The following is a 16,169-nucleotide window of genomic DNA, read 5'->3' on the forward strand; positions in this document are numbered from 1 at the left end:
GTGAGCGCGCTGCTGACGCTGGCCGCGGAGACGGGCCGGAACGAGACGGTCCTGCACGGCGCCCTGCTGGTCGCCCTGCCGGTCGCGCTGCTCGCCGGGCTCGTCTCCTTCTTCTCGCCCTGTGTGCTGCCGCTGGTCCCCGGCTACCTCTCCTACGTGACCGGCGTCGCGGGCACCGACCTGGCCGAGGCCAGACGGGGGCGGATGGTGGCCGGCGCCTCCCTGTTCGTCCTCGGCTTCAGCGCCGTGTTCGTCTCCGGCGGTGCGCTCTTCGGCTACTTCGGCGCCAGCCTGATCGACTACCAGGGCACCCTGTCCAAGGTGCTCGGCGTGCTCATGATCGCCATGGGCGTCTTCTTCATGGGGCTCCTGCCCTGGTTCACCATGCGCGAGTTCCGCTTCCACAAGCGGCCGACGGGCGGCCTGCTCGGGGCGCCCCTGCTCGGCGCCCTCTTCGGCGTCGGCTGGACGCCCTGCATGGGCCCGACGCTCTCCTCGGTGAACTTCCTCTCCTTCCAGGAGTCGAGCGCGGCGCGCGGCTCGCTGCTGATGGTCGTCTACTGCCTCGGCCTCGGCGTGCCGTTCGTGCTCACCGCGATCGGCTTCCGCAAGGCCCTCGGCGCCTTCGCCTGGGTCAAGCGCCACTATGTGTGGGTGACGCGCATCGGCGGCTCGATGATGATCGTGACCGGTGTGCTGCTGCTGACCGGTGCCTGGAACAGCCTGGTGCAGCAGATGCAGACCTGGTCCGGCGGCTTCAATGTGGGGATCTGACCGATGAGCAAGACCGACACCGACACCAGCCGGGACCGGGAGGAGCTGGGAGCGGCCGGCTCCCAGCTGTCCACCGCGCCGCAGGAGGAGCAGACGATCCTGCCCGGCCTCGGTGTCCTCGGCTGGGCGCGCTGGTTCTGGCGGCAGCTGACCTCCATGCGGGTCGCGCTGCTGCTGCTCCTGCTGCTCTCGCTCGGCGCGATCCCCGGCTCGCTGATCCCGCAGACCGGCGCCGACGCGAACAAGGTCGACGACTTCCGCGCCGCCCACAGGACGCTGGCGCCGGTCTACGACAAGCTCGGCCTGTTCCACGTCTACAGCTCGGTGTGGTTCTCCGCGATCTACATCCTGCTGTTCGTCTCCCTCATCGGCTGCATCGTCCCGCGCACCTGGCAGTTCGCCGGCCAGCTGCGCGGCCGCCCGCCGGGCGCGCCCAGGCGGCTGAACCGGCTGCCCGCCCACACCACCTGGCGCACCACCGAGGACCCGGAGCGGGTCCGCGAGGCCGCGCTCGCGCTGCTGCGGAAGCGCCGCTTCCGCGCCCACGTCGTCGGTGACGCCGTGGCCGCCGAGAAGGGCTACCTGCGCGAGCTGGGCAACCTGATCTTCCACATCGCCCTGATCGTGCTGCTGGTCGCCTTCGCCTCGGGCCAGCTGTACAAGTCCGACGGCACCAAGCTGATGGTGGAGGGCGACGGCTTCTCCAACGCGCTGCCGATGTACGACGACTTCAAGTCCGGCAGCCTCTTCCAGCCCGACGACCTGGTCCCGTTCAGCTTCACCCTGAAGGACTTCAAGGGGACCTACGAGCTGACCGGCCCGAACCGGGGCACCGCGCGCACCTTCCAGGCGAAGATCGCCTACAACAAGGGCGCCTACGGCAAGCAGACCACGACCACCATCAAGGTCAACGAGCCGCTGAAGATCGACGACTCCAAGGTCTACCTGGTCAGCCACGGCTACGCGCCCGTGATCACCGTCCGGGACGGCAAGGGCAAGGTGGTCTACCGCGACGCCGTGCCGCTGCTGCCGCTCGACGGCAACGTCACCTCCCAGGGTGTCGTCAAGGTCATGGACGGCTACCGCGACGCCGACGGCAAGAAGGAGCAGCTCGGCATCAAGGCCTTCTTCCTGCCGACCTACGGCGGGGCCGGCATGGAGATCGCCTCGGCCTTCCCCGCGCTGCTGAACCCGGTGCTGAACCTGGAGCCGTACCACGGCGACCTGGGCGTCGACTCGGGCCTGCCGCAGAGCGTGTACCAGCTCGACAAGTCCCACATGAAGGACTACAAGGACGCCAAGGGCGCGCAGCTGAGGGACAACCTCAAGCCCGGTGAGACCATGAAGCTGCCCAACGGCGCCGGCTCGATCACCTTCGAGAAGGACGTCAAGGAGTGGGCCGGCTTCGAGATCGTCCAGGAGCCGGGCGGCGGCTGGGCGCTCGCCGGTGCCCTCGCCGCGATCTTCGGTCTGGCCGCGTCCCTGTTCATCCAGCGCCGCCGGGTCTGGGTGCGCGCGGTGCGCGGTGCCGACGGCGTCACGGTGGTCGAGATGGCCGGGCTCGGCCGCAGCGAGTCCGCGAAGGTGCCCGAGGAGCTGGGCGACCTCGCCGGAATCCTCTACGACCAGGCGCCGGGGGCACCCGGCCCCGACGACTCCACAGCAACCCCCGACCCCCAAGCCGTACCTGCCGAAGGGGCTGAGAAGTGACTCTCGCCGCCGCAACCGATCTCGCCGCCGCGACCAACGAACACCTCGCGAGCATCAGCAACACGCTGATCTACTCGTCGATGGCGGTCTACACCCTGGCCTTCTTCGCCTACATCGCCGAGTGGCTGTTCGGCAGCCGCAGCAAGGTCGCCCGTACGGCCGCCGCGCTCACCGCCGACAGCGAGCGGACGGCGGGCGGGCCCGCCGTCACCGTGAAACGGGCCGGCGGCACCGCCGTGCTGGAGCGTCCGAAGGTCGTCGTCCGCTCGGCGTCCGGCGCGCGGGACGTGCCGGACGGTCCCGGCGCGCACGGCGGCGACGAGCAGGGCGACCTCTACGGCCGGATCGCCATCTCCCTCACCGTGCTCGCGTTCCTGGTGGAGCTGGGCGGCGTCGTCGCCCGCGCGGCCTCCGTGGAGCGGGCGCCGTGGGGCAACATGTACGAGTTCAACATCACCTTCTCCACGGTCGCCGTCGGCGTGTACCTGACGCTGCTGGCCCTGAAGAAGAACGTGCGCTGGCTCGGCCTGTTCCTCGTCACGACGGTCCTGCTGGACCTGGGCCTCGCGGTCACCGTGCTGTACACGGCCAGCGACCAGCTGGTGCCCGCCCTGCACTCGTACTGGCTGTACATCCACGTCTCCACCGCCATCTTCTGCGGTGCCGTGTTCTACGTCGGCGCGGTCGCCACGATCCTGTACCTGTTCAAGGACTCGTACGAGAACAAGCTCCAGCTCGGCGGCAAGCCCGGGAAGTTCGCCTCCTCGGTGCTGGAGCGGCTGCCCGCCTCCGCGTCCCTGGACAAGTTCGCCTACCGGGTCAACGCGGCCGTCTTCCCGCTGTGGACGTTCACGATCATCGCGGGCGCGATCTGGGCGGGCGACGCCTGGGGCCGGTACTGGAACTGGGACCCGAAGGAGACCTGGTCCTTCATCACCTGGATCGCCTACGCCTGTTACCTGCACGCCCGGGCCACGGCCGGCTGGAAGGGCCGCAAGGCCGCCTACCTGGCGCTGATCGCCTTCGGCTGCTGGCTGTTCAACTACTACGGCGTCAACATCTTCGTCAGCGGCAAGCACTCCTACGCGGGCGTGTGACCGCTAGGCAACGGCGCGACCGGCCACGGCGGCCGTGACCACGTGCGCATCCCCGGGCCCGGGGGCAGGCTGGTGTCATGAGCGGTTCCATCGCACAGGGCACCAGCCAGACGCACGGGAACACGCACATCCTGCACTTCGTGGTGCGGCTCCCCCGGCGGATGGAGGAGGTCTGGGCCGCGCTGGCCACGCCGGAGGGACTGGCGTCCTGGTTCACCGCGGCCGACGTGCTCGAACCCCGGCTCGGCGGCGCGGTCGCCCTGCGCGACCTGGGCGACGGGCAGGTCACCGCGTGGGACGTGGACCGGGTCGCGGAGTACACGGTCGGGGCCGGCGGCCGGCTCCGGTTCCACCTGGAGCGGGACGGGGAGGGCGGCAGCGTGCTCCGCTTCACCCATGAGTTCCAGGGCGAGGAGGAGTCGGAACAGCGCTGGCGGGGCCGCTTCCAGAGGTTGATCGAGGCGTTGGAGCCGGGGCGGGGCTGAGCGCCTAGGAGACCGCGGACAGGCTGTCGTGGGCCACCGAGGCGATCCGGTCCCGCAGCCGCTCGACGTAGAGCCGCATGTTCTTCGCCGCGACGTCCGTGTCCGGGTACCGGCTCGCCAGCCACAGCCCGTCGGGCAGCCGGTTCACCCACACGCACACCTGGTCGCCGTACGACACCCGCATCAGCCCGTACGCCTTCAGCTCCGCCCACCGCTCGGCGCCCGGGATGGCGCGGGCGTCGACGTACGACACGATCGAGTACAGGTCCGGGGAGGACGGCCGGAAGTCCGCGCCGAGCAGGCGCAGCACCCGGGCCAGCGGCATCCGGGCCAGCGACCGGTTCGCCTGGAGTTCGGCGCGGACCGCCCGCAGGGCCTCCGGGAAGCCGCGGGTGCGGCCCACGGGCACCTCGATCGGGGCGCCGCCCACGTACCAGCCCACCGAGTCCGTCCACCGCGACTTCACCCGGGTGTGGAAGGGCACCACCGTCCGGTACACCGGCTGCCCGCCGAGTTCGTGCACGATCAGCCCGGTCGCGGCCAGCAGCCCGACCAGGCTGCCGCCGTACGGCCGGCAGTACGCCTCGAACGCCGCCGCCGCGTCCGCGTCCGCCAGCGGCTCGCACAGCATCCGCTGCGTGGGCAGCGGGCCGCCCGGGGTCAGGCCCAGGTCCACCGGGAAGCCCGGCAGCGTGCCGTCGCAGCGCCGGATGAACTCCCGCCAGCGGTCCACGAACGCGTGCCGGCCGTCGATGCCGTCCGCGTCCGCGCGCTCGATCTCGCAGAAGTCGACGTAACTCGCGGCGGGCACGGCGGAGTCCGGCCGCACGCCGGCCAGGCCCGCCGCGTACAGCTCGTGGATCTCGGCGACGAGCCGGTGCAGGGAGTAGGCGTCGACGTTGCTGTGGTCGAAGGCCAGGTAGACGCTCGCGCCGTCGTCCCGGACGACGGCCGTGTAGATCAGGTTGGGCCAGCGCAGCGCGTCCGCGACCGTGTCGAAGCGGTCCTGGAGGTGGCGGACGAGGTCGCCGGCGTCGGGGAAGTCGCCCACCTCCGTCCGGCGCAGGGAGACGTCGGCCGCGTCGAGCGTGAACCGGCGCAGTTCGTCACCGGCCCAGCGGAAGCCGCTGCGCAGCGTCTCGTGCCGTACGGTCCAGGCGCGCAGCGCCCGCTCCAGCACGTCGAGGTCGACCGGTCCCGGCAGGTCGAAGGCGGTGCCGAGCCAGGTCGGCACGAACAGCCCGTCCTCCCGTACGCACTTGGCGGTCCTGATGTGCGACTCCTGGATGTAGGCGGGCGGCCGGGAGTCGTCCGGGAGCGCCGTCGCCGCCGCGACGGTCGCAGGGCTCAACGTCCACTCGACGAGCCGTCCCGGCCGGACCTCGCAGCGCTGGATGTCAGTGATTCGCACGCGTCTCCCATCGCAGAAGGGGCCCCTGGATGCGGGCCCCCTGGAAGCCAATGCCGTGGGACGCGGGCGGGACATGCCCGGCCGGTTCATTTCAACGGAACGGGTGGTGGGCCGAACGCGGAAGTGAATAACCGTCGGTGACCGGTCAGGGGTTCACTCGACGGTGATCGAGTCCAGTTTCCCGCGGAGGTACACGTGCGAGTCGACGGGCGGGTACGCCACCCGGCCCACCGGCGGCGGGAGGGACTCCACCAGCGTGCCCGGGGTGCACTCGCCGAAGTAGACGAGCGAGATCAGCTCCTCGGCGGGCGCGTCCACGGGCGGCGGCAGCACCCGGTGCCGCCCGGACCGCCACCGGTCCCCGGTCCAACGGGCCAGCAGATCGCCGATGTTGACCGTGAACGCGGCCGGGTCGTAGGGCGCGTCCTGCCAGCCGTCCGTGTCGGTGTACACCTGGAGCCCGCCCTTGCCGGCCTGCCGGTCGAGGACGGTGACGGTCCCGAAGTCGGTGTGCGGCCCGATCCGGAACTGCCCCGGGCCGGGCGTGCCGACGACCTCCGTGCCCGGGTACCAGTTGATGTTGAAGCCGTACGTCGGGTGGTCCATGTGCCGGGTGAAGAAGTCGGCGCCGAGCCCGAGCGCGCACGCCAGCAGGGCCAGCAGCTCCTTCTCCAGCGCCACCATCCGGCCGAGGTACTCCTCGCACAGCCCGCGCAGCGCGGGCACCTCCGCCGGCCACACGTTGGGCGCGGACCACTCGGCGTCGACGACGGGGTCCGCGAACGGCTCGGCGGTCGCGAAGGTCAGCGACTCCTTCAGATCGGGCGGGGTCTCGGTGCCCTCCGCGTACCCGTTGGCCTCGGTGCCCGGCCCGAGCCAGCCGCGCCCGCCGACCCTCGCCGCGTAGCGCTGCTTGACCCCGGCGGGCAGCAGGAAGAACTCCCGGGCGGCCGACCGGATCCCGGCCCGCAGCGCGGGGTCCACGCCGTGCCCGGTGACCAGCAGGAAGCCGGCGGACTGGAGGGCCTGGTCGACGGTGCGGGCGAGCACGGCCCGCCGCATCGCGTCCCCCTCGGTCCAGATCCGCAGATCGATGGTGGGAATCACACCGGCCATGTTTCCACTCCCCGGCGCCGCGCGGACCCTGCTCGCGGGGGTGGCCGCGAGGACAAAGCGGTACGTCGGCGATACTTGGGCACATGGCTTACGACGATCTTCGCTCCCTGCTCCGGGCGCTGGAGCGCGAGGGCGACCTCAAGCGCATCAAGGCCGAGGTCGACCCGTACCTGGAAGTCGGGGAGATCGTCGACCGGGTGCAGAAGTCCGGTGGTCCGGCGCTGCTCTTCGAGAACGTGCGCGGCTCGGACATGCCCCTCGCGATGAACGTGTACGGCACCGACCGCCGCCTGCTGAAGGCGCTGGGCCTGAAGTCGTACGGCGAGATCTCCGAGAAGATCGGCGGCCTGCTGCGGCCCGAGCTGCCGCACGGCTTCGTCGGCGTCCGCGAGGCCTTCGGCAAGCTGGGGGCGATGGCCCACGTCCCGCCGAAGAAGGTCAAGCCCGACAACGCGCCGGTGCAGGAGGTCGTCCTCCAGGGCGACGACGTCGACCTCGAACGGCTCCCGGCGCTGTTCACCTGGCCGAAGGACGGCGGCTCCTTCTTCAACCTGGGCCTGACCCACACCAAGGACCCCGAGACCGGCATCCGGAACCTGGGCCTGTACCGCCTCCAGCGCCACGACAAGCGCACCATCGGCATGCACTGGCAGATCCACAAGGACAGCCGGAACCACTACCAGGTGGCCGCGCGCCGGGGCGAGCGGCTCCCGGTGGCCATCGCCTTCGGCTGCCCGCCCGCCGTGACGTACGCCTCCACCGCCCCGCTCCCCGGCGACATCGACGAATACCTCTTCGCCGGGTTCCTCGCGGGCAAGCGGATCGAGATGGTCGACTGCAAGACGGTCCCGCTCCAGGTCCCGGCCAACGCCGAGGTGGTCCTGGAGGGCTGGCTGGAGCCCGGCGAGATGCTGCCCGAGGGCCCCTTCGGCGACCACACCGGCTTCTACACCCCGCAGGAACCCTTCCCGGCCCTGAGGATCGACTGCGTGACGATGCGCAGGCGCCCCCTGCTCCAGTCGATCGTCGTCGGCCGCCCCCCGACGGAGGACGGCCCGCTCGGCCGCGCCACGGAACGCTTCTTCCTGCCCCTGCTGAAGATCATCGTCCCGGACATCGTGGACTACCACCTGCCCGAGGCCGGCGGCTTCCACAACTGCGCGATCGTCTCCATCGACAAGAAGTACCCGAAGCACGCGCAGAAGGTGATGCACGCGATCTGGGGGGCGCACATGATGTCCCTGACCAAGCTGATCGTGGTCGTGGACGCCGACTGCGACGTGCACGACCTGCACGAGGTCGCCTGGCGGGCCCTCGGCAACACCGACTACGCCCGTGACCTCACGGTCGTGGAGGGCCCCGTCGACCATCTGGACCACGCCTCCTACCAGCAGTTCTGGGGCGGCAAAGCCGGCATCGACGCGACGCGGAAGTGGCCCGAGGAGGGCTACACCCGCGACGGCGGCTGGCCCGACATGGTCCTCTCGGACCCGGATACGGCGGCCGTGGTGGACCGCCGCTGGAAGGAGTACGGACTGTGACCTCGGCCTCTGCCGCCATCCCCCAGCCCGGCCGCACCAAGGCGTTCCTGCGCCTGGTGATGATCGAGCACTCGGTCTTCGCGCTCCCCTTCGCCTACATCGCCTCCCTCACGGCGATGTACGAGTGGGACCGGAACATCCACTGGGGCCGTCTGCTCCTGGTCACGGTCTGCATGGTCGGCCTGCGCACCTTCGCGATGGCCGTCAACCGGATCATCGACCGCGAGATCGACGCCCGGAACCCGCGCACGGCCCACCGCGAACTGGTCACCGGCGCGATGTCGGTCCGGCACGCCTGGACGGGCGCCCTGATCGCCCTGGTGGTCTTCCTGGGCGCGGCTGCCCTGCTCAACCCCCTCTGCCTGGCGCTCGCGCCGGTGGCGGTGGTCCCGATGGTGGTCTACCCCTACGGGAAGCGGTTCACGAACTTCCCGCAGGCCATCCTGGGTCTCGCCCAGTCCATGGGCCCCATCGGCGGCTGGCTGGCGATCAGCGGCGAGTGGTCCTGGACGGCGGTGATCCTCGGCCTCGCCGTCGGCATCTGGATCGGCGGCTTCGACCTCATCTACGCCTGCCAGGACGTCGAGACCGACCGCGAGATCGGCGTCCTGTCGGTCCCGGCCCGCTTCGGCATCCCGGGCGCGATCCGGGGCGCGCGGGTCTGCCACGCCGTCACGACGGCCCTGTTCGTCTGGTACGGCCTGGCCACCGACGCCGGGGCGTTCTTCTGGCTGGGCCTGCTGATCGTCGCCGGCGCGTTCCTCTACGAGCACTCCATCGTCCGGCCCCACGACCTGTCCCGCCTCAACAGGGCGTTCTTCTCCGTCAACGGCTTCATCGGCATCGCCCTGTTCGTGTGCGCGCTGCTCGATCTCCTCGTACGCGGTCTGACCGTGTGAGCGCCCCGGCACCACCCGGCCTGAGGGCGGTCGGGCGCGCCGGTACGCTCAAGGTGTGAACGCAGGAGAAACGCAGCGTGTGCCTTGGATCGTGGGGGTGTCCGGAGCTTCCGGGACGCCGTACGCGGCTGCCGTGCTGCGGGCGCTGCTGGAGGCCGGGGAAGCGGTCGACCTCGTGGTCAGCCGGGCCTCGCGGCTGACGCTGCTGGACGAGACCGGCATCGCGTTCCGGGACGCCCACTGGCAGGACGACCTGCGGCAGTGGCTGGCCCGTGGCGCCGACGGCAAGCCCGGCACCTTCGACGTGGACGTCAGCGGGGTGCGGTACTGGACCGCGGGCGACCTCGCCGCCGGCCCGTCCTCGGGGTCCTACCCGGCCAAGGGCATGCTCATCGTGCCCGCCTCCACCGCCTCGGTGGCCGGTGTGGCGCTCGGCCTGTCCAAGGATCTGCTCCAGCGCGCGGCGAGCGTCACACTGAAGGAGCGCCGGACGCTGGTCGTCGCCGTACGGGAGACCCCCCTGAACGGGCAGACGCTGCGCCACCTCGTCGCGCTGGACGACGCCGGCGCCACGGTCGTCCCGGCCTCGCCCGCCTTCTACGCGGGCGCCACCCACATCCAGGACCTGGTGGACTTCGTCGCCGGCCGTGTGCTGGACGCGGCCGGTGTCGCACACGGCCTGTACCGGCGCTGGAAGGGCGAGCTGGGCGGCGGCACACCCGGCATGTAAGGCAAGCAGCAGTACCCCCCCTCATCACTCCAGGAACATTCACCGGAAGGCTTCGATCGCATGGACGCGGTGGACAGGCAGCTCATCCAGGCCCTGAGGGAGAACGGCCGGGCCTCGTACGCGGAGCTGGGGCGCCTGGTCGGCCTGTCGGGCCCCAGTGTCACCGACCGCATCAACCGGCTGGAGGCGGCCGGTGTCATCACCGGCTACCGCGCCACGGTGGACGCGGCCTCCCTCGGCCTCGGCGTCACCGCCCTGATCGGCATCTCGCTCTCCGACGCCGCCGACCACGAGGACGTCGCCCAGCGGCTGCGGGACCTGACGGAGATCGAGGACTGCTGGTTCATCGCCGGTGACGACTCCTTCATGCTCAAGGTCCGCTCGACGGACGTGGACGGCCTGGAGAAGACCATCCGCCGGCTCAGCGGGACGAAGGGCGTCTCCCGCACCCGTACCACGATCGTGCTGTCCACCAAGTGGGAGAACCGGGTCGGGGAACTGCCGGAAGAGGTCTAGGGATACCGTGGTCGAGTCGTCGTGGAAAGGTGTGGGTATGGACGTCGGGCTCAAGCGCGAGCTGGAGGAGAAGGTCCGTTCCGGTGAGCGGCTGACCCGCGAGGACGGCATCGCGCTGTACGAGTCGGACGACCTCGCCTGGCTCGGCGGACTCGCGCACGAGGTGCGGACCCGCAAGAACGGTGACGTCGTCCACTTCAACGTCAACCGGCACCTCAACATGACCAACGTGTGCACGGCCTCCTGCGCCTACTGCTCGTTCCAGCGCAAGCCGGGCGAGAAGGACGCGTACACGATGCGCATCGAGGAGGCCGTCAAGCTCGCCCAGGCGATGGAGTCGGAGAACCTCACCGAGCTGCACATCGTCAACGGCCTGCACCCGAACCTGCCGTGGCGGTACTACCCGCGTTCGCTGCGCGAGCTGAAGAAGGCGCTGCCGAACGTCTCGCTGAAGGCCTTCACGGCGACGGAGATCCACCACTTCGAGACCATCAGCGGTCTGTCGGCCTCCGAGATCCTGGACGAGCTGATCGACGCGGGCCTGGAGTCGCTGACGGGCGGTGGGGCCGAGATCTTCGACTGGGAGGTCCGGCAGCACATCGTGGACCACCGCACCCACTGGGAGGACTGGTCCCGCATCCACCGCCTGGCGCACGAGAAGGGCCTGAAGACCCCGTGCACCATGCTGTACGGCCACATCGAGGAGCCCCGCCACCGCGTCGACCACGTCCTGCGCCTGCGTGAGCTCCAGGACGAGACCGGCGGTTTCCAGGTCTTCATCCCGCTGCGCTACCAGCACGACTTCGTGGACATGAAGGACGGCAAGGTGCGCAACACCCTCCAGGCGCGCACCCAGATGGCGACCGGCGCGGAGGCGCTGAAGACCTTCGCGGTGTCGCGGCTGCTGTTCGACAACGTCCCGCACGTCAAGGTCTTCTGGGTCATGCACGGCGTGCAGACCGCCCAGCTCGCCCTCCAGCACGGCGCCGACGACATGGACGGCTCGGTGGTGGAGTACAAGATCACCCACGACGCGGACAACTTCGGCACGCCGAACAAGCTGACCCGCGAGGACCTGCTGGAACTGATCCGCGACGCGGGCTTCCGCCCGGTGGAGCGGAACACGCGGTACGAGATCATCCGCGAGTACGAGGGTCCCGACCCGGCGCGCCGGGAGTCGCCGCAGCCTATGCGCGTGTGAGGCGCGGCGGGTAGGTGTGCGGGTGCGGGAGCGTGGGGACTGGTCGCACAGTTCCCCGCGCCCCTGGGCGGGTACTCGGGACGCATGCCCACGAAGGCACCCGAAGACCGGTACGACGCGGCCCCCTTCGTTCCCGGGGGAGCCGGCCTGGACGTTCTGCGCCGAGCCGCCGCGGGCTGTCGCGGCTGCCCCCTGCACCGCGACGCCACCCAGACCGTCTTCGGCGCCGGGGACGCCGGCGCCCGCGTGATGCTCGTGGGGGAGCAGCCCGGCGATCAGGAGGACCGGCAGGGCAGGCCCTTCGTCGGACCCGCCGGCAAACTGCTCGACCGGGCCCTGGCGGAGGCCGGCATCGACCCCTGCGACGCCTACGTCACCAACGCGGTCAAGCACTTCAAGTTCACCCGGGCCGAGCCCGGCAAGCGCCGTATCCACAAGGCGCCGAGCCTGCGCGAGATGACGGCCTGCGGTCCCTGGCTGGCGGCGGAGCTGGCGCTGGTGGAGCCGGAGCTGATCGTGGTCCTGGGCGCGACGGCCGGGAAGGCGCTGCTGGGGCCGTCGTTCCGGGTGAGCCAGGTGCGCGGGACCGTGCTGGAGGAGGAGATCCACGGCCGGCCGGAGCGGCTGGTGCCGACCGTGCATCCGTCGGCCGTGCTGCGCGCGGACGACCGCGAGCAGGCGTACCGGGGCCTGGTGGCCGACCTGGAGGTGGCCGCACGCGCCCTCGGGTGATCACGCACCCTTGAGTAATAAGTAAACTGCCGACGTGCCTCTTACTTTCACCCTGGACCCCGCCATCACCCCCGCCCTGCGCGACGGCATCCTCGACCTGTGGACGGACGTCACCGACGCGGGCGGCGCCGTCGGCTTCGTGGCGCCGGCGGACCGCGAGGAGATACGCCCGGAGCTGGTACGGCACTTCGCGCAGATGGCCGAGGGCCGCACCCGGCTGCTCGTCGGCCACGACGAGGCCGGCGAGGTCGCCGCGACCGCCTTCCTCACCCGCAACACCCACCGGCTGATGACCCACTGGCTGTGGCTGTACACGGTGATGGTGCACCCCCGCCACCAGGGCCGGGGGTACGGCCGCGACCTGCTGGCCGCCGCCGCGGACGCGGCCCGCGGGATGGAGGGCATCGAGGCCGTCCGGCTGACCTGCCGGGGCGGGCTGGGCCTGGAGCGCTTCTACGGCTCCTGCGGCTACAAGGAGGTCGGCCGCGTCCCGGACGCCATCCGGGTGGCGCCCGGCGACGACCGCGACGACATCGTCATGCTGCTGCCGCTCCGCTGACGCCGACCCCCCTGCACGACCGTCCGGCGTCCGTGCTTCACTGGACGATGACCCCTTTTGGAATCGGACGAGTGGATTGAGATGCTCCGCTACACGCTGATGCGCCTCGGTATCTTCGCGGGCTGCCTCTTGATCGTCTGGGGAGCCGTCTACTCGGGCATCTTCCCGCGCGGCTTCGGCGAGTCCAACGGGCTGTGGGTCCTGCTGCTCGCCCTGGTCCTGTCCGCGCCGATCAGCTGGGTGGCGCTGCGCAGGGAACGGGACCGGGCCTCCGTGCAGATCGTGCACAAGGTCGACCGGATGAAGGCCAACCTGGACGCCAACCGCAGCCAGGAGGACGTCGCCGACGACGCGTCGCGGGCACAGGACGGGGCCACCGCGTCCAGCTGACGACGCCGCCGGTCCCCCCAGGGTCTTCCGTAAGAGGCCCTAGGCTTGCCCTCATGGGTGCCGTCAAGACCAAACGGATGCCGAGGGCGGTGCGGGAGCAGCAGATGCTCGACGCTGCCGTACGGATCTTCGGGCAGCGCGGGTACATGGCCGCCTCGATGGACGAGATCGCCGAACTCGCGGGCGTGTCCAAGCCGTTGGTCTACCTGTACCTGAACTCGAAGGAAGACCTCTTCACCGCGTGCATCCGCCGCGAGGCCGCCGCGCTCACCGAGGCCGTGCGCGCGGGCGTCCGGCCGGGGCTGCCCGCCGACCGGCAACTCTGGGACGGCCTGCGGGCGTTCTTCGCGTACACCGCCGAGCACCCCGACGGCTGGTCGGTGCTGCACCTCCAGGCCCGTACGCACGGCGAGCCCTTCGCGGCCGAGGTCGCCGCGATGCGCGCGGAGATCGTCGCGTTCGTGACCCGGCTGGTCGCGGTCGCGGCCCGCGAGGCCCACCGCGATCCCGACCTGCCCGAACACGAGGTGGCGGGCCTGGCCGAGGCCCTGGTCGGCGCCGCCGAGTCTCTCGCCGCCTGGGCCAACGCCACCCCGGGGACGACGGCCCGCCAGGCGGCGGCCACCCTGATGAACTTCGCCTGGGCGGGCCTGGGCAACCTGATGCGGGGCCAGGTCTGGACACCGCCGGCCGAGCCGGCCGAGCCGGCCTAGGGGCGCCGGGCGCACCGCGCGAGCGACCCCCGCATCCGGTCGCACCCGGCAACGGCCCTCACGTCCCGCGCACGTCCCCCTCCACATGCACCCGCCCGTCCGCCGCCGCCCGCAACTCGAACCGCCCGCTGCCGTCGGCCCCGTACACCACCGTCCCCGGCAGCAGCACCGGCGCCCGGAACCGCGCCCTGACCTCGGTGGCGCCGGGGGTGCCGTGGGCGGCCAGGCAGCGGGCCAGGGTCCACATGCCGTGGGCGACGGCACGGGGGAAGCCGAAGAGGCGGGCGGTGAGGGGGTGCAGGTGGATGGGGTTGCGGTCGCCGGAGGCGGCGCCGTACCGCCGTCCCACGTCCCCGGCGAGGCTCCACTCGGCGGCGGCGGGCAGCGCGGTGCCGGCGTCCGGCCGTGGCCCGCGTGGCGTACCGGGGCCCTCGCGCGTCTCGGACGGCGTTCCGGCGCCGGTGCGGTGCCGGGCCAGGTACGTGCTCCGGGACTCCCACAGCACGCTCCCGCCCGACCGCAGTTCCGTCACCACCGTCGCCTCCGTCCCCCGCCGGTGCGCGGCCAGTCCGGCGATCCACACGCCGAGTTCGTACGCGCGGTCCGCCGCCGGCGCGGCGGCCTGGGTGATCTCGATCGACGTGTGCACCAGCCCCAGCAGCGGCAGCGGGAAGTCCCGCCCGCTCATCAGCCGCATGGCCAGCGGGAAGCCGAGGACGTGGGGGTAGGTGACCGGGAGGTCGGGCTCGCCGGTCGGGAAGCCGCAGACCCGCTCGTACGCGGTCAGCCTGGCCAGGTCGACGCGAACGCCGGGCAGCACCAGGCGGGTGCGCGGGAAGGCCGCGTCCGGGGCGGGGCGCTTGAAGGGCGAGCGCAGGGCGCCCCGGGCCAGCAGCGGGGCCAGCGCGGGGGGCGCGGTCAGGGTGACGGCGGTCATCACGCCCCCAGCAGGCTCTGGCCGCAGACGCGGACGACCTGGCCGTTGACCGCGCCGGAGGCCGGGTGGGCGAGCCAGGCGGTGGTCTCGGCGACGTCGACGGGCAGCCCGCCCTGCGCGAGGGAGTTCATGCGGCGGCCCGCCTCACGGAGGAGCAGCGGGATCGCGGCGGTCATCCTCGTCTCGATGAACCCGGGCGCCACCGCGTTGACGGTCACCCCGTGCCCGGCGAGCGCGCGCGGCGCCAGGGACCGTACGAGACCGGCGATCCCCGCCTTGCTCGCGCCGTAGTTGGTCTGGCCCGCGTTGCCCGCGAGCCCGGCGATGGAGGCGGTGGCCACGATCCGCCCGCCGGCGCGGAGGGCGCCGCCGGCGAGCAGCGCGTCGGTGGTGCGCAGCACGCCGCCCAGGTTGACCTCCAGCACCGACCGCCACCGGTCCGCCGGCATGTTGGCCAGCCGCCGGTCCCGGGTGATGCCCGCGTTGTGGACGAGGACGTCCAGTCCGCCGGGGAGGGCGTCGGCGATGCGCTCGCCCGCGTCGGCGGCGGTGATGTCGAGGGCGAGGGCGGTGCCGCCGAGCCGTTCGGCCACCCGGCGGGCGTCGGCCTCGGCGGCGGGCACGTCCAGGACGACGACCCGGGCGCCGTCCCGCGCCAGCGTCCCGGCGACGGCCTCGCCGATCCCGCGCGCGGCTCCCGTGACCAGGGCGGTGCGCCCGTCGAACGGCCGCTCCCAGCCGGCCGGGGCGGTGACCTCCGTGCCGCCGACCTCGATCACCTGGCCGCTGACGTAGGCGGACCGGGGGGAGAGCAGGAACCGCAGGGTGGACTCGGCGGCCCCGGCGTCCGTCAGCCGGACCAGGTTGACGGTCCTGCCGCGCCCGATCTCCTTGCCGAGGGTGGGGGTGCCCCCGCGCGAGCGCAGCCGAGGGTAGGGGAGGGTGAAGCCCTCCAGGGCCTGCTGGGCGGCCGACTGGTGGTGGTCGGCGGGGTCGAGGGGGGCGCCCAGCCCCAGCACCCGGCCGCTGGGGGCGACGGACCGTACGACGGGGTGGAGGGCCGCGTGCACCTCGGCGAGCGTGCCGACGTCCCGCACCCCGGTGGCGTCCAGGACGACGGCGGCGGGGTCCCGGTCGCCGGCGGCGAGGCCGGTCCGGCCGAGGACGGGCGCGAGGTCGAGGGCGGACTTCCCGGCGGTCAGGTGCAGCAGGGGGCCCGGCAGCGCGGGCCGCTGCGGTGACCACCGGATCAGCTCGGCCGGCTGGGGCAGGCCCAGGCGCCGGGTGAGGAAACGGCCGGGGGCCGTGCCGGTGAGGCTGAGGTAGCGGTCGGCCATCTGCGACTCCCGCGCGACTCG

General features: G+C 72.0%; 17 protein-coding genes. 13 read left to right on the plus strand and 4 right to left on the minus strand.

What is annotated here, in order from left to right:
• The 4 genes from AB0947_RS02620 to AB0947_RS02635 all read left to right on the plus strand — a co-directional run bounded on the left by AB0947_RS02620 (position 1) and on the right by AB0947_RS02635 (position 4,066).
• Complete coding sequence (locus tag AB0947_RS02620; protein WP_366748457.1) at positions 1–774, plus strand: cytochrome c biogenesis protein CcdA; 774 nt, start codon at positions 1–3, stop codon at positions 772–774.
• A gap of 3 nt (positions 775–777) precedes the next feature.
• Positions 778–2,484, plus strand: coding sequence for a cytochrome c biogenesis protein ResB (locus AB0947_RS02625; protein ID WP_366748458.1), 1,707 nt, complete (start codon positions 778–780; stop codon positions 2,482–2,484).
• On the plus strand, positions 2,481–3,581 hold the full coding sequence (ccsB, locus tag AB0947_RS02630) for a c-type cytochrome biogenesis protein CcsB (protein WP_366748459.1): 1,101 nt from the start codon (positions 2,481–2,483) through the stop codon (positions 3,579–3,581). Before AB0947_RS02625 ends, ccsB begins: the two co-directional genes overlap by 4 nt.
• A 77-nt stretch (positions 3,582–3,658) precedes the next feature.
• Positions 3,659–4,066 carry an SRPBCC domain-containing protein gene (locus tag AB0947_RS02635; protein ID WP_366748460.1) on the plus strand — a complete coding sequence of 136 codons (408 nt, stop codon included), beginning with the start codon at positions 3,659–3,661 and terminating at the stop codon, positions 4,064–4,066.
• Positions 4,067–4,070: 4 nt separating this feature from the next.
• Here AB0947_RS02635 and AB0947_RS02640 read toward each other — a convergent pair whose 3' ends face one another.
• Together AB0947_RS02640 and AB0947_RS02645 are read right to left on the minus strand one after the other, a co-directional pair.
• Positions 4,071–5,477 (minus strand): condensation domain-containing protein, encoded by a 1,407-nt coding sequence (locus tag AB0947_RS02640; protein ID WP_366748461.1) that lies wholly within the window; start codon positions 5,475–5,477, stop codon positions 4,071–4,073.
• A 153-nt stretch (positions 5,478–5,630) separates the two neighbouring features.
• Positions 5,631–6,593 carry a 2-oxoglutarate and iron-dependent oxygenase domain-containing protein gene (locus AB0947_RS02645; protein WP_366748462.1) on the minus strand — a complete coding sequence of 321 codons (963 nt, stop codon included), beginning with the start codon at positions 6,591–6,593 and terminating at the stop codon, positions 5,631–5,633.
• Positions 6,594–6,676: 83 nt separating this feature from the next.
• On the opposite strand from AB0947_RS02645, the gene AB0947_RS02650 reads away from it, so the two are divergent.
• From AB0947_RS02650 to AB0947_RS02690, 9 genes are all read left to right on the plus strand, one after another.
• The gene (locus tag AB0947_RS02650) at positions 6,677–8,134 is read left to right on the plus strand and encodes a menaquinone biosynthesis decarboxylase (RefSeq protein ID WP_366748463.1); all 1,458 of its coding nucleotides are present in this window, start codon (positions 6,677–6,679) and stop codon (positions 8,132–8,134) included.
• Positions 8,131–9,033: a menaquinone biosynthesis prenyltransferase MqnP gene (gene mqnP, locus AB0947_RS02655; protein WP_366748464.1), complete on the plus strand. Its 903-nt coding sequence runs from the start codon at positions 8,131–8,133 to the stop codon at positions 9,031–9,033. The genes AB0947_RS02650 and mqnP overlap by 4 nt, the downstream gene beginning before the upstream one ends.
• A 79-nt stretch (positions 9,034–9,112) precedes the next feature.
• The gene (locus tag AB0947_RS02660) at positions 9,113–9,763 is read left to right on the plus strand and encodes a UbiX family flavin prenyltransferase (protein ID WP_366748465.1); all 651 of its coding nucleotides are present in this window, start codon (positions 9,113–9,115) and stop codon (positions 9,761–9,763) included.
• Positions 9,764–9,823: 60 nt separating this feature from the next.
• Positions 9,824–10,279, plus strand: coding sequence for an Lrp/AsnC family transcriptional regulator (locus AB0947_RS02665; protein ID WP_366748466.1), 456 nt, complete (start codon positions 9,824–9,826; stop codon positions 10,277–10,279).
• Between the two features lie 37 nt (positions 10,280–10,316).
• On the plus strand, positions 10,317–11,480 hold the full coding sequence (mqnE, locus tag AB0947_RS02670) for an aminofutalosine synthase MqnE (protein WP_366748467.1): 1,164 nt from the start codon (positions 10,317–10,319) through the stop codon (positions 11,478–11,480).
• Positions 11,481–11,564: 84 nt separating this feature from the next.
• Positions 11,565–12,212, plus strand: a complete 648-nt coding sequence (locus AB0947_RS02675) for a UdgX family uracil-DNA binding protein (protein ID WP_366748468.1) — start codon at positions 11,565–11,567, stop codon at positions 12,210–12,212.
• A 34-nt stretch (positions 12,213–12,246) separates the two neighbouring features.
• A complete protein-coding gene (locus AB0947_RS02680; protein WP_366748469.1) occupies positions 12,247–12,771 on the plus strand; it encodes a GNAT family N-acetyltransferase in 525 nt (174 codons plus the stop codon).
• An 81-nt stretch (positions 12,772–12,852) separates the two neighbouring features.
• Positions 12,853–13,161 carry a DUF4229 domain-containing protein gene (locus AB0947_RS02685; protein WP_366748470.1) on the plus strand — a complete coding sequence of 103 codons (309 nt, stop codon included), beginning with the start codon at positions 12,853–12,855 and terminating at the stop codon, positions 13,159–13,161.
• A gap of 53 nt (positions 13,162–13,214) precedes the next feature.
• A complete protein-coding gene (locus tag AB0947_RS02690; RefSeq protein WP_366748471.1) occupies positions 13,215–13,874 on the plus strand; it encodes a TetR/AcrR family transcriptional regulator in 660 nt (219 codons plus the stop codon).
• Positions 13,875–13,932: 58 nt separating this feature from the next.
• Here the strand turns inward: AB0947_RS02690 and AB0947_RS02695 are convergent, their stop codons facing one another.
• Together AB0947_RS02695 and AB0947_RS02700 are read right to left on the minus strand one after the other, a co-directional pair.
• Positions 13,933–14,811: a MaoC/PaaZ C-terminal domain-containing protein gene (locus AB0947_RS02695; RefSeq protein WP_366748472.1), complete on the minus strand. Its 879-nt coding sequence runs from the start codon at positions 14,809–14,811 to the stop codon at positions 13,933–13,935.
• A complete protein-coding gene (locus AB0947_RS02700; RefSeq protein ID WP_366748473.1) occupies positions 14,811–16,148 on the minus strand; it encodes a 3-oxoacyl-ACP reductase in 1,338 nt (445 codons plus the stop codon). Before AB0947_RS02700 ends, AB0947_RS02695 begins: the two co-directional genes overlap by 1 nt.
• Between the last annotated feature and the right edge of the window lie 21 nt (positions 16,149–16,169).

Source organism: Streptomyces sp. NPDC047841 (genome assembly GCF_040704085.1).
Lineage (GTDB): Bacteria > Actinomycetota > Actinomycetes > Streptomycetales > Streptomycetaceae > Streptomyces > Streptomyces argyrophylli.

Excerpts from the sequence above, each read along its gene's own strand:
- AB0947_RS02675 (WP_366748468.1), top strand. The coding sequence starts at position 11,565 with ATGCCCACGAAGGCACCCGAAGACCGGTACGACGCGGCCCCCTTCGTT.
- AB0947_RS02685 (WP_366748470.1), top strand. The coding sequence starts at position 12,853 with ATGCTCCGCTACACGCTGATGCGCCTCGGTATCTTCGCGGGCTGCCTC.
- AB0947_RS02665 (WP_366748466.1), top strand. The coding sequence starts at position 9,824 with ATGGACGCGGTGGACAGGCAGCTCATCCAGGCCCTGAGGGAGAACGGC.
- AB0947_RS02650 (WP_366748463.1), top strand. The coding sequence starts at position 6,677 with ATGGCTTACGACGATCTTCGCTCCCTGCTCCGGGCGCTGGAGCGCGAG.
- AB0947_RS02625 (WP_366748458.1), top strand. The coding sequence starts at position 778 with ATGAGCAAGACCGACACCGACACCAGCCGGGACCGGGAGGAGCTGGGA.
- AB0947_RS02645 (WP_366748462.1), bottom strand. The coding sequence starts at position 6,593 with ATGGCCGGTGTGATTCCCACCATCGATCTGCGGATCTGGACCGAGGGG.
- mqnE (WP_366748467.1), top strand. The coding sequence starts at position 10,317 with ATGGACGTCGGGCTCAAGCGCGAGCTGGAGGAGAAGGTCCGTTCCGGT.
- AB0947_RS02690 (WP_366748471.1), top strand. The coding sequence starts at position 13,215 with ATGGGTGCCGTCAAGACCAAACGGATGCCGAGGGCGGTGCGGGAGCAG.
- AB0947_RS02695 (WP_366748472.1), bottom strand. The coding sequence starts at position 14,811 with ATGACCGCCGTCACCCTGACCGCGCCCCCCGCGCTGGCCCCGCTGCTG.
- AB0947_RS02700 (WP_366748473.1), bottom strand. The coding sequence starts at position 16,148 with ATGGCCGACCGCTACCTCAGCCTCACCGGCACGGCCCCCGGCCGTTTC.
- AB0947_RS02635 (WP_366748460.1), top strand. The coding sequence starts at position 3,659 with ATGAGCGGTTCCATCGCACAGGGCACCAGCCAGACGCACGGGAACACG.